General features: G+C 41.1%; 11 protein-coding genes. 2 read left to right on the forward strand and 9 right to left on the reverse strand.

Translation table 11 applies throughout. From position 1 onward, the window contains the following. Positions 1–27 precede the first annotated feature (27 nt). From ACRCJ0_RS05520 to tadA, 4 genes are all read right to left on the reverse strand, one after another. Positions 28–507, reverse strand: coding sequence for a V-type ATP synthase subunit K (locus ACRCJ0_RS05520; protein ID WP_003143160.1), 480 nt, complete (start codon positions 505–507; stop codon positions 28–30). 32 nt (positions 508–539) lie between these two features. Further along, positions 540–2,495: a V-type ATP synthase subunit I gene (locus ACRCJ0_RS05525; protein ID WP_431389746.1), complete on the reverse strand. Its 1,956-nt coding sequence runs from the start codon at positions 2,493–2,495 to the stop codon at positions 540–542. Then, a complete protein-coding gene (locus ACRCJ0_RS05530; protein WP_016898020.1) occupies positions 2,482–2,808 on the reverse strand; it encodes a hypothetical protein in 327 nt (108 codons plus the stop codon). The genes ACRCJ0_RS05525 and ACRCJ0_RS05530 overlap by 14 nt, the downstream gene beginning before the upstream one ends. 117 nt (positions 2,809–2,925) lie before the next feature. Beyond that, a complete protein-coding gene (gene tadA / locus ACRCJ0_RS05535; RefSeq protein WP_431389748.1) occupies positions 2,926–3,453 on the reverse strand; it encodes a tRNA adenosine(34) deaminase TadA in 528 nt (175 codons plus the stop codon). Positions 3,454–3,716: 263 nt separating this feature from the next. Here tadA and treP point away from each other — a divergent pair, with 263 nt between their 5' ends. Next, positions 3,717–5,219, forward strand: a complete 1,503-nt coding sequence (treP, locus tag ACRCJ0_RS05540) for a PTS system trehalose-specific EIIBC component (RefSeq protein WP_059133945.1) — start codon at positions 3,717–3,719, stop codon at positions 5,217–5,219. An 80-nt stretch (positions 5,220–5,299) separates the two neighbouring features. Continuing rightward, positions 5,300–6,970: an alpha,alpha-phosphotrehalase gene (gene treC / locus ACRCJ0_RS05545; RefSeq protein ID WP_431389749.1), complete on the forward strand. Its 1,671-nt coding sequence runs from the start codon at positions 5,300–5,302 to the stop codon at positions 6,968–6,970. 303 nt (positions 6,971–7,273) lie between these two features. Here treC and treR read toward each other — a convergent pair whose 3' ends face one another. The 5 genes from treR to ACRCJ0_RS05570 all read right to left on the reverse strand — a co-directional run. Next, the gene (gene treR / locus ACRCJ0_RS05550) at positions 7,274–7,990 is read right to left on the reverse strand and encodes a trehalose operon repressor (protein WP_069285574.1); all 717 of its coding nucleotides are present in this window, start codon (positions 7,988–7,990) and stop codon (positions 7,274–7,276) included. Between the two features lie 51 nt (positions 7,991–8,041). Continuing rightward, on the reverse strand, positions 8,042–9,037 hold the full coding sequence (locus tag ACRCJ0_RS05555; protein ID WP_431389750.1) for a nucleoside hydrolase: 996 nt from the start codon (positions 9,035–9,037) through the stop codon (positions 8,042–8,044). 105 nt (positions 9,038–9,142) lie between these two features. Further along, on the reverse strand, positions 9,143–9,994 hold the full coding sequence (locus ACRCJ0_RS05560; RefSeq protein ID WP_431389752.1) for a prephenate dehydratase: 852 nt from the start codon (positions 9,992–9,994) through the stop codon (positions 9,143–9,145). Between the two features lie 132 nt (positions 9,995–10,126). After that, positions 10,127–10,405 carry an arginyl-tRNA synthetase gene (locus ACRCJ0_RS05565; RefSeq protein ID WP_225968899.1) on the reverse strand — a complete coding sequence of 93 codons (279 nt, stop codon included), beginning with the start codon at positions 10,403–10,405 and terminating at the stop codon, positions 10,127–10,129. Between the two features lie 215 nt (positions 10,406–10,620). Further along, positions 10,621–12,727 (reverse strand): ATP-dependent Clp protease ATP-binding subunit (locus tag ACRCJ0_RS05570; protein WP_431389753.1); only part of this gene is annotated, 2,107 nt, incomplete at its 5' end.

Genomic DNA, 12,727 nt, shown 5'->3' on the forward strand with positions numbered 1-12,727 from the left:
CTTTTGGTTTTTCTACTTGATTAGTGATTAACCAACAGAAAGTACTAATAATAGAGAGATAACGAATGCTAAGATTGCGTAAGTTTCAACCATGATAGAGTAGATAATTGCGTTAGACACATTCTCAGGACGTTTTGCTAGAATTTGTATACCTGCTGTTGCAGTATGCCCTTGCCAACGTGCTGAAATTAAACCTACTAAACCAATAGGGATACCTGCTACAAAATATTGTAGACCTTGAGTTAAGTCTAATCCTGTACCTAATTGTAAGTAAATCATGATACCGATAACGAAACCGTATAAACCTTGTGTACCGGGTAATAGTTGCAAGATTAATGTTTGGGCAAATTTTTCAGGTTGATCTTTAACCAAAGCAGCTGCAGCCGCACCGGTTTCACCAACACCACGAGCAGAACCCATACCAGAGAATATTACGGCAATTGCAATTCCGACCATAGCAAAGATTTGGCCACCATTTTCTACAAAAAATTCAAACCATGTATTCATTATTTAAAAACCTCCATTTTGTTGTCTTTTAATTAATTTTCTTCTACGTCTTTTAGAGAAACAAACTCTTGTAGTGTGCGAATCGGCTTAAAGGCACGCCCGCCACCTTCATAAAATTTACCAAAGAACTCAACGAATACTAAGCGCATACTATGAACGTAGGCAGATAGTAATGATAAGAACATGTTAAATAATTGTAAGGCGATAATCATCAAAATACCCGCTGAAAATCGAACAGGCACTGGCAAGATGGTGAACAAGATATTAAAGGACATGGCAATAGCTCCACCTGAAATACCTAAAGCCATTAGTCGTGTATAAGAAACGAAATCTCCTACATACGAAGACACACCGTATAAGTTATACAAACCAACGACACCACCAACTGCCTTATTATTACTCGTGAACATAGGAACCAAGATAATTCCTGCAGCTGCAATAATGGCAAACCATTTTGCGATAGGAATCAACATATCCATACCGGTCATAAAGCCAGTAATACCAATAGCTAGCGCTATTAACAGTGATAACCAGCCAATACCGTCATTATAGGCTGATGCATAGTCTTTACGACTAAGCTGTAATCTGATATTTAAGCATAAACCTACAAAGATGTGAATGTAACCAATCACTAAAGAGATAATCATTAGGGTTAAGGCATCTTCAGTTGGATTGATCAAACCGAATGGTAAAGCTTCACCAAATAGGGACCCATAAGCTAAACCAATTAACATCGTTGGGTAGGATAGAATATGTCCAAATTTCACAAAACGTTTAGTACTCTTCCGTAAATCCATTACCTTCATGGCAAAGAGTGTACCAATCCAAAGGAGGATACCGTAACCGAAGTCCCCCATCATCATAGCGAAGAATAACATGTAGAAACCAGCTACCCAGTTGGTTGGGTCTTTCTCCCGGTAATTTGGCAATGAGTACATTTCAGTAATCATTTCGAATGGTTCTACTATAGAAGCATTATGTAATTTGATTGGCACTTCATCTTCTTTAACTTCTTGTTCTGTTGTTTCTTCTAAAATAATAGCAAACGTGTGCACATCAAAGGCTTCTTCTAAAGCGCTTTGCAAGTTTTCAACTTGCGCTTCTTCAATCCAACCACTGAATAAAGATAACTGTTGGTTATCATATGAAAGCTGTGCTGCGTTGGCACGTTGACTACGGTTAAAGAATTCTTCTACCGCTAATTGAATAGTGGCTTTAGATCCTTGCATGTTTTTAATGTCTTTAACAACGGCTTCCTCATCTTTGATGAGTTGTTTCCGTTCACTTTCCAATGTTTGGAAGGTCTCTTCTGGGGTTTGTCCGTAATTAAACTCTACTTCAGAGAAATAATTTTCTGCAAGTTTTGCTTGCAGGTTGTCGTGGTGACCTGGTAAGGCAACGACTGCGACACCAATTTCATTCTCGTTAGCAAAAACTTCTTCAACGGCCACATCTTCAATGGCTTTTAATTGTTGCCAGTGGTGACGGTTTTCGTCATTTGGAATCGTTCCTAGACGAACATCGAATAGTTTTAACTCTTGTAGAGATTTTGGATCAACATCTAGGGCCCGCCATTTGGCGATGGTTGTTTGTTCATCTTCAACCCGTTGGCGTTGGTCTTGAATGTCGTTACGCTTTTGTCTTAAGGCTTCGACTTTTTCAATCAATTGTAAAGCTGCTGCTTCATCCACAGTTTGATGTAGTTCATCCATGGTCATTTGTGGGCGTTTGGTCGTAATTTTATCCTTTAAAGATACCTTTTGTTGGTATTGACTTAGATAATGTAATACTTCTCGCCCGCGTTCATAAATGACTTGGTAATCTTGATCACTTTGGTAATTATTGTTGAAGGTAAAGTCTTGGCCGGTTACCTTTAAGGAAAGGTCACTAACTTGTATATTTTGCATCGTTTGTAAGGTATATAACAATTGGTTTTTGTTAGTTGGCGCCGTTACAATCGATACTTTTTGCATCTTAGCGATTGCCATAGCTATTTTTCACCTCCTCAATTACAAGTGAGACTAAAGATGGCAAAGCGCCTTGGAATTGATTCTCAATTTCCTTAATCTCTTGATCGTTCTTCGCTTTTTCTTCAGATTTGTACGCTTGTAAAGCTTTTTCATTCTCGGCACGCTGCGCTTCTTGATAATCTTTCAAGATTGCATCTTTTTCAGACGCCATTTGGCTTAATTTGCGATTTTTGTCTTCTAATAAACTTTCTCGCTTACTTGCATATTTGTCACTTAGTGCTTGCGTTGCTTTCTCAGTATCAACAATTTTTGCTAAAGTTTTGCTGGACACCCAATTCACCCCCTAAAAGCGTTATAACAACTTAATTATAACAAAAAAACGCTTTATTTTAAATGTAAACGCTAAATAAATCACAATGTCTTATTTTTTAGTATTTTGATATTTCGCTTAGTTTTCTACTTTTGGTTTACGACTTGAATTTTTGCGTTTCTTGCGTAATTCAATAAAAAAATCTTGTAAAAGTGCCTTACATTCGTCATGCATGACACCATCAATGACTTCAACTTGATGGTTAAACCGACTATCATTCAGTATATTCATCAAGGTTCCTGCCGTGCCACCCTTTTGATCATAAGCGCCATAATAGACACGTTTGATACGACTTTGTATCATGGCACCCGAACACATAGGACAGGGTTCTAACGTCACATACAAATCTGCACCCACTAGCCGCCACGATGCCCGATTACGGTTGGCTTCTCGTATAGCGAGGATTTCCGCATGGGTTGTTGCATCCTGGCTGGTCTCACGCAAGTTATGGCCACGCCCGATGATTTCCCCCTGGTAGACGACAACTGCCCCAATTGGCACTTCACCAATAGCTGCTGCCTTCTTCGCTTCTTCAATCGCTGCCTCCATAAAAGCAACTTGGTCCACGTCAAGTGTATTGAATTTTGTATCCTTTTCTTCTGACATTCCACACCTCATTTCGGTCTAAAACATGCCATAATCATACCACTACCAAGGCTTACAACCAACTGATAGGTGGGGCTCACCGGACTTTTTAATCACTTTCTTCCTATTAACTATAGCCCTATAAAAATTTTTTTGATTGAGTGATTTGACTTGATTTGAAACCGTTATCATTATATAATAGCCTTGTATATAACTTGTATAGACAAGTTTGCGATTACTAGTTGGATTTCATGGGGCATTTTCGTTATAGAGGAGGAAGAAAAATGAGTGATTTTAAACAGGATGCTAAATCCTTACTGGATGATATTGGGGGTAAGGAAAATATCCACGCCGTTACACACTGTGCGACACGTATGCGGTTTGTATTAAATGATCCTAAACAAGCGGATGTTAAAGCTATTGAAGAGATCCCTTCTGTTAAAGGAACATTTACCCAATCTGGTCAATTCCAGGTTATTATTGGGAACAAGGTAGCAGATTTTTATAATGATTTTGAAGCGGTTTCCGGTGTTTCTGGTACGTCAAAAGAAGCGGTGAAAGCTGCAGCAGCTGATCAGCAACAAAACTGGATTCAAAAAGCCATGACATTCTTGGCTGAAGTATTTGCACCAATTATTCCAGCAATTATCGTCGGGGGGCTTATTTTAGGTTTCCGTAATGTACTTGAAGGGGTGCCGATGGAGTTCCTTGGGCAAAAAATTGTTGATGGTGTTGCGCAAACGATGGGTGACGGTACACCTCAATACAACACGATTGTTGATGTTTCAACATTCTGGGCCGGCGTGAACAGCTTCCTTTGGTTACCGGGTGAAGCCATTTTCCACTTCTTACCAGTTGGGATTACATGGTCTGTAACACGTAAAATGGGTACCACTCAAATTCTTGGTATCATATTAGGTATCACATTAGTTTCACCACAATTATTAAATGCTTATGCTGCACCAGATGCTATCTTAGCTGGTGAAGTTCCACAATGGGACTTCGGTTTCTTCCAATTAGATATGATTGGTTACCAAGCCCAAGTATTACCAGCCATGTTCGCAGGTTTATCACTTGCTTGGCTTGAAAAATTCTGGCGTAAATACATCCCAGAGATGATTTCTATGATTTTCGTGCCATTCTTATCATTAGTTCCTGCCATTATCTTGGCGCATACAGTTTTAGGCCCAATCGGTTGGACTGTAGGTACTTGGATTTCTAGTGTTGTGTATGCTGGTTTAACTGGACCTGTTTCTTGGTTATTTGGTTTAATCTTCGGTGCCCTATACTCTCCGCTTGTAATTACTGGTTTACACCATATGACAAACGCGATCGATACGCAGTTAGTGGCTGACTTTGGTGGTACTGGTTTATGGCCAATGATCGCCCTATCAAATATTGCTCAAGCATCTGCGGTTATGGCGATATGGTGGACAACTCGTCAAGATGAGAAAGAAAGTCAAATTACCATTCCATCAGCTGTATCAGCTTACTTAGGGGTAACTGAACCGGCAATGTTCGGTGTAACCATTAAATATGTTTACCCATTTATTGCAGCGCTGATTGGTTCAGGTTTAGCTGGTTTACTTTCAACAACAGTTGGAATTACAGCTAACTCAATCGGGGTCGGTGGTTTACCTGGTATCTTAGCGATTCAATTCCAATACTGGGGTTGGTTCTTACTAGCTATGGCCATCGCCATCGTTGTACCATTCGCATTGACAATTGTATTTAAGAAAACTGGTTTCCTAGCTAATAACAAAATCGATTTCAATATCAAGTTCTAGCATTAGCCAGATAGATTCAAGTTTCACGCTCGCCTTGGATGCCCCTGGGCGAGCTTTTTTCTAAAAAGGAGGAAGACACAATGACAAATGATTTAGGGAAAAAGGTAATATATCAAGTTTATCCAAAGTCTTTCAACGACACGGATGGAGACGGTTTTGGTGATCTTAGAGGAATCATTGAAAAATTAGACTACCTAGAAACACTAGGTGTCGACATGATTTGGATGAACCCCTTCTACCCATCGCCACAAAATGATAACGGTTATGACATTTCAGACTACACTGCCATCGACCCACGTTTTGGGTCTATGGATGATTTTGAAGAATTAGCCCGTGAAGGTAAAAAACATGGCATCGACCTAATGCTGGATATGCCTTTAAACCACTCCTCTACTGAACACGAGTGGTTCCAAAAAGCCCTAGCTGGCGACGAATACTACCAAGACTTCTATTACATTCGCCCCGCTCAAGAAGACGGTTCTCTACCAACAAACTGGGAATCTAAATTCGGTGGCCCTGCCTGGGAACCATTTGGCGACACTGGCAATTACTACATGCACCTCTTCGACGTGACCCAAGCTGACCTAAATTGGCATAATCCAAAAGTGCGCGAAGCCCTATTCGATGTTATCCACTTCTGGATCGACAAGGGTGTTAGCGGTATCCGATTTGATGTGATGAACGTGATTGGTAAGAGCGAGGTCCTGGAAGACTCAACTGGTGGCCCAAGTTCTACCCAAGAGAAACGGTTATATACGGATACGGAAAATTCACATGATTGGATTCGAGAAATGGCTCAATCTACCTTTGGCGATATCGAAGGCTTTGTCACAGTAGGTGAAATGTCGTCTACAACAGTTGAAGATGGCGTCCGTTACACCAATCCTGAAGAAGACAAATTAGCTATGATCTTCTCCTTCCATCATTTAAAAGTCGATTACAAAGATGGCCAGAAATGGTCTAAAGTTGATTTCGACTTCCAATCTTTAAAAGACATTTTAAACGAATGGCAAAAAGGCATGTCAGATGGCAATGGTTGGAATGCCCTATTCTGGAACAACCATGACCAACCACGCGCTAACTCTCGTTTCGGTGACACCGAAAACTATCCATACGAAACAACCACCATGCTTGCCCAAACTATTCACATGATGCGTGGTACTCCCTACATCTTTGAAGGGGAAGAAATTGGTATGACCAACCCAGATTTCGACGACATCAACGACTACAACGACATCGAAACCTTCAACAACTACCAAATCTTATTAGATAAAGGTGTTTCTGAAGAAGAAGCGATGGACATTATTAAATTTAAGTCCCGCGATACTAGCCGGACCCCGATGCAATGGGATGATTCAGAAAACGCCGGTTTTACTACCGGTACACCATGGTTGAAAGTAGCTGACAACTACAAAGATATCAACGTGAAGAAGGAACTTGAATCAGGTAAAATCTTCCCGTACTATCAAAAATTAATTCAATTGCGCCATAAATTGCCGATTATCCAAGACGGTGCTTACCACGAATTACTAACCGACCACCCGGAAGTATTAGCTTACTACCGAACTTACGGCGACCAAATCTTGTATGTCTTCTCGCACTTCTACCCAGGCACCAGTCAAGTTGACCTACCAAGAAGTGTTGATTTAACCCGTGACTATGACAAGTTATTGGGTAATGGTGATTTAGATAAAATGACAGCCTCATTCGAGTTAGGACCGTATGAAACAGTTGCATTCCTTTCGAAATAGGATATATAACCCCCTTAAAAATGGGTAAATGAAAAGGAGTTGGATCTTTCCAACTCCTTTTTTGCGACTATCATTACATGTATACTTTTATAGCCATTTGAGCGTTCTCGGTGGAAAAGACAGCAAATTGACCACTGCTAGAAAAAGTTTAAAGCCCTGCCACTGATATAAGTGTCGCTCTAATTTGATCGTTCGATCATCGGCTAAAATCCAATACTGAATACTGAAGAAAAACACCCTCAACTTGGCCAAACAAGGCTGATTGAGGGTAGTCGTCCTATCTATCCCAAATTAGCGCACGGGTTAATGGGCTGTCCGGCGCGCAAATTCTGCAAATCTAAATTTGTCGATCCGGTGGTGGGATGAGGTATATTGAAAAAAGGTGGCATCTTCTAAGTATACATGGCTGTTGACCTGGATGATAAAATCATCTGGGCCAATGGCCATGTGCTTTTGATCGATACGGTCTGCCTTTTTGGCCACAATTTCCTTATTGGCAAAGGATATTTGTAAGTCCAATTCTTGTTCGAAGTATTGATAAATGGACACTTCCGCAATTTCATCTGGTACCCCATCTTGGATAACGGATACGCGGAGGTAGTCGTGGTCAACAATGACCGTTTCCCCTTCCATTTCACGGGCCCGAATCAGGTGGATGAAGGGTTCGCCCGCTTCAACACCGTCTTCACCGACGAGAAAGTCAGGTGCCGCTACCCGTTTATTACTCAAAACTTGGGTTGCAGTTTGGAAGTGTTGGGATTCTTGCAATTCCTTGTAGGAAGTTAAACCGGATATAGGAAAAGAAAAACGGGCAAAGTCTAGGACGATAGCACCTTTACCTTGTTTCTTCTGGATAAAACCGGTGTCTTCCAATCTTTTCTGCGCTTTTCGAATGGTTTCGCGCGATACGTCGTACGTCTTGGCCAAGTCATTTTCACTGGGAAGTAACCTTCCTACAGGATAAATACCCTGGTGGATTTTTTCTTGAATATCAGCGGAAATAAATTCGAACTTGTACATTTCCGTCACCTACTTATCTAGCTTCATTTTGTGTGTCCTTTTTGCTAGAAGTTAATCCAGCATGTCTAGGTATTGATGGTATTTGTCTTCGCCAAATAGGGTTGAAATCACGTGGGCTTTATAAGCTTCAAGGTCGATATCCATTGCGACGTAGACATTTTTTGGTCGGTCAGTACGCTCCTCAAAGTCGATGACGGTCTGTCCGTAAGTATACTCACCTTTAGTTTCAATGACCAAGTTAGTATGGTAGACTTCGGTCAAAATTTCTGGGTGCAGATAGCCAACAACTGCTACTAGGTCATGGATGACGATCCCAATTTTGCCTTCATTTTCAAATGAGTTCAGGACATAATCGTCGAACATTTCACGGATCATGCCGCCTAGTTCACCGCCTGCTTGACGGATAAATTCTAAGTCGTTCATATCCAAGAGGGACGGTCTCGTCACGTCTAAACCAACCATTGTAATCGGAACAGATTCGCCCAAGGCTTGATAGACGATATCGACTGAAACGGGGTCAAACCAGTAGTTAAATTCCGCTACCGGGTTCGTGTTCCCGTCAAAAGCAGCCCCACCCATAGACATGATTGAACGAACTTGTTTCATGGTCGCTAAGTCTTTTTCAACGGCCAAAGCAATATTCGTTAGTGGTCCTAAGGTAATTAGGTCGATTTCACCAGGATGTGCTTTAACTTGCTCAAGAATGAAGTCAACTGCATGTTGGTCTTGAATCAAACTTTCATCATAGGGGAAATCAACACCACCCATTCCGTTCGATCCATGGATATTCCCAGTCGCATTCTCTCTTGGTGGTTTGTTCTCTTTTAAAGAGGTATAATCGTTGTCCGCGCCTGGATAGATCTTCACGCGACCATCAAAATAAGTAGATACCCGAACCGCATTCGTGGTGGTCATATCCAATCCCTTATTCCCGGCAACCGTGGTGAAACCTAAAATTTCTAAGCTATCGTCCGACAAGGCCGTCATCAAGGCCGCTGCATCGTCAATTCCTGGGTCCGTATCAATGATTACCTTACGTTTATCCATGAAAACCCCTCCTATATCTTATCTGTCTATACAAGTTCATTATAACATGTAAGCGGTTTATTTTATAATAATATTATTTTGGAAAAAGAAACTCGTGTCGTTAATCTAACGATTTTGTTTAAATTGCGCTACCACTTGAATGTGAGTTGATAATGCTTTTAAAATTTTCTCTAATGACTCTAAGTCCCCAATCATATTGCTTGGGTCTGCTTCAATAAAGAAGCCGTAACGGAAGGGTTTCATCGGAATTGGACGGGCATTTAATCCTTCCAAGTTGATCCGGTAAACATCTAATACCTGTAGTAACTTGGCCAAAGCACCTGGTTCATGCGGTGTTTCAATATATAACATGATTTTGTCATGGGTATTGGTCATATCGATATTGTCATATCGTTCAAAAACTAAAAACCGCGTCATATTCCCTGATTCGTCGTATGCTGCTGGTTCTAAAGCTTGCAATCCGTGTAAGTCACCTGCTCGCGGACTGGCAATCGCTGCGATAGTAGGGTCATCTTCTTGCACAATAAATTCTGCAGAAACAGCTGTATCGATATAAGCTACGGGATCCATATTAGGATAGCGGTCAAATAATAATTTACATTGGGTCAAAGCTTCTGGATGAGAATAAACTTTCGTCACTTGATGAATGTCAGCACCTGGTAAACCCCATAAGACATGGTTCACTGGTTGGTAATGTTCATATTTTGCTAGGACGGGTTGGTAACGGATAATATCCATTGTTCGAGCAATTAATCCTGTTGTCGAATTCTCAATTGGCATGACAATTCGGTCTACTTTTTCAGCCACTAAGTCATCCACCATGGGTTTAAAGTCATCGTAAGAGATGATTTCTAAACGTTCATCATCAATCTCAACATGCAACTGTTCGCGCACAAAAGCAATCGTTGCTGCCTCGCTATAAGCCCCCGGTATGCCTTGATAACTAATTCTCATCATTATTTCACCCTTCTTTTTGAAATCTCATATTTATAAGTGTACCAGTTTCAACTGCTAATGTCATTCTGGATAAAATAAAAAAATACCCCCAACCACTATTAATCATAGCAATTGGAGGCATTTATTTTCGCTTTATTTTGTAAATGATTTCGCTTGGCCTACAGCATAGTCGTAAGCGTCAGCTGCTGAATCTTTTACGCGATCACCGAGTGAACGGTTTGGTAAAAATGATACATCATCAGCACGACGAGCTAAGTCACGACCTGTATGGCGTAATTGGCGACCAGCATCATCGATGAAATCACTGACTACTGAGTTTTTATCTTCTTGGTATAATGCGACAGCGGCAATACCTGCGATTGCAGCAATTGCACCTAAAGCAATTAAACCTTTTTTAGTTGATTGTTCCATGATATCACTCCCCATAATTATTATATACATTATAGCATATCCACTACACCAGCGAAAATAATATGGTTACTGGTCAAGCCAGTAAATTAGGCTAAATTTCATACAATTTTGGTGGCTACTCCTAATTCACGTTCATCAGGAGACATTCCAAAAGTATATAAAAAAGCGGACTGTATCAACGTTACAGTCCGCTTCATACGACTTGTTGTGAAAACTTATTGACCTGCACTAATCAAATCTTTGACGTCGTTGCTTTCTTCTTGGCCATCTGGGTGTTTTACACGGATGTATAATTCACCTTGGCGGGCACCGACTGTGACAACGTCGCCTTCGCTTATTTTATCAGCGATTAACATTTCAGCGATTGGATCTTCAACTTTTTGCTGGATTACACGGCGTAATGGACGTGCACCGTACTCTTTATCAAAGCCTTTACTTGCAATTTCTTTATTAGCGCCTTGTGTCACACGTAGTTTCACACCTTGCTCTGCTAATAATTTGGTTAAGGCTGTAGTAAATTTCTGTACGATTTCAACGATTTGCTCTTCCGCTAATGTATGGAAGACGATGATTTCATCCACACGGTTTAAGAATTCTGGTCTGAAGGCAGACTTCAATTCTTTACGGATACGGCTATCCATTTCTTCATGACTATCTGTGGCTTGTTTGGCACCGAATCCGACGTTTTTATCGTCACGGATGGCAGTTGCCCCCAAGTTAGACGTCATAATCATGACTGTGTTACGGAAGTCTACTTTACGGCCTTTAGAGTCCGTAATATAACCATCATCTAAGACTTGTAGTAGCATATTGAAGACATCCGGGTGGGCTTTTTCAATTTCATCGAATAGTACCACTGAGTATGGGTGTTGACGAACTTGTTCAGTCAATTGACCACCTTCATCGTAGCCAACGTAACCTGGTGCTGAACCAATCATTCGACTTGTTGAGTATTTTTCCATGTATTCAGACATGTCTAAACGGATGATATTGTTGTCTGAACCAAACATTTCACCTGCTAGGGATTTAGCTAATTCAGTTTTACCAACACCTGTTGGTCCAAGGAACATAAATGAACCAATTGGACGATTTGGGTCTTTAATACCAGACCGCGCACGACGAACTGCACGAGCAACACTTCTCACTGCTTCATCTTGACCTTTAACACGTTTGTGTAAATGGTCTTCTAGATTAATCAGCTGTTGGTTTTCAGTTTGCGTAAGCTGTTGCATTGGCACACCTGTCCACATAGCCACAATATCCGCTACGTTTTGGCCGTCAATTTCAATATCAAACGGCTCATCTTGAACAACTTGTGGGTTGTTTTGTAGGTCGAATAAGTCTTGACTTAAACGTTGTTGCTGTTGGTGAACACCAGCAGCTTTTTCAAATTCTTGGGTATTTACATAGTGTTTCTTCAATTCTTCCAAATCAGTTAATTGCTTACGAATACCTACAAGGGTTTGTTGGGTAGTATCTTTATCACCATTGTCTAAACGCGCTGTAGCGGCAGCTTCATCCATAATATCAATCGCTTTATCTGGTAAGAAACGATCAGCAATATAACGGTTACCTAGACGAACAGCAGCTTCAATAGCCTCATCTTTAATCGTCACTCGATGGAATTTTTCATAATCTTTTCGGATACCTTTAAGAATTTCAATAGCATCCGCTTCGCTTGGTTCATCAACTAGGACTTTGGCGAAACGACGTTCTAAAGCAGCATCTTTTTCGATATATTTTTGGTACTCATTTAAGGTTGTAGCACCAATCACTTGTAGGTGACCACGGGCTAAGGCTGGTTTCATCAGGTTAGAAGCATCAATAGCCCCTTCTGCTGCACCGGCACCGATTAAACTATGCAACTCATCAATGAATAAGATGACATTACCAGCTTTTTCCGTTTCCTCTAGTAAGTTTTTCACCCGGTCTTCGAATTCCCCACGGTATTTAGTACCTGCAACAAGGGACCCAACATCAAGAGATACGACACGTTTATTGGCTAAGGTTGATACGACATCGTTGTTTGCAACTGCGATGGCAACTGCTTCAGCGATGGCTGTTTTCCCAACACCTGGTTCTCCTACTAATACAGGGTTATTTTTAGTTCGACGGCTAAGGACTTGCATGATGCGACGTAACTCTTTCTTACGGCCGATTACTTGGTCCAACTGCCCGTTACGTGCTTGCTCAGTTAGGTCTCTAGTTAGTGAGTCTAAGGTTGGCGTTGCACTTTGTGGGCGTTTGCTGCCGCGGTTTGATGGTTTATTATTATTCTCGTTGCTGCGGTTGCGCACTGGAGGACGCTGGCCAATTGAACGA

It is taken from the genome of Aerococcus sp. L_32, assembly GCF_050689315.1.

What these genes read in the sequence shown, in the direction of transcription:
- ACRCJ0_RS05520 (WP_003143160.1), bottom strand. Translation starts at nt 507, where the DNA reads ATGAATACATGGTTTGAATTTTTTGTAGAAAATGGTGGCCAAATCTTT.
- ACRCJ0_RS05525 (WP_431389746.1), bottom strand. Translation starts at nt 2,495, where the DNA reads ATGGCAATCGCTAAGATGCAAAAAGTATCGATTGTAACGGCGCCAACT.
- tadA (WP_431389748.1), bottom strand. Translation starts at nt 3,453, where the DNA reads ATGTCAGAAGAAAAGGATACAAAATTCAATACACTTGACGTGGACCAA.
- treP (WP_059133945.1), top strand. Translation starts at nt 3,717, where the DNA reads ATGAGTGATTTTAAACAGGATGCTAAATCCTTACTGGATGATATTGGG.
- treC (WP_431389749.1), top strand. Translation starts at nt 5,300, where the DNA reads ATGACAAATGATTTAGGGAAAAAGGTAATATATCAAGTTTATCCAAAG.
- treR (WP_069285574.1), bottom strand. Translation starts at nt 7,990, where the DNA reads ATGTACAAGTTCGAATTTATTTCCGCTGATATTCAAGAAAAAATCCAC.
- ACRCJ0_RS05555 (WP_431389750.1), bottom strand. Translation starts at nt 9,037, where the DNA reads ATGGATAAACGTAAGGTAATCATTGATACGGACCCAGGAATTGACGAT.
- ACRCJ0_RS05560 (WP_431389752.1), bottom strand. Translation starts at nt 9,994, where the DNA reads ATGATGAGAATTAGTTATCAAGGCATACCGGGGGCTTATAGCGAGGCA.
- ACRCJ0_RS05565 (WP_225968899.1), bottom strand. Translation starts at nt 10,405, where the DNA reads ATGGAACAATCAACTAAAAAAGGTTTAATTGCTTTAGGTGCAATTGCT.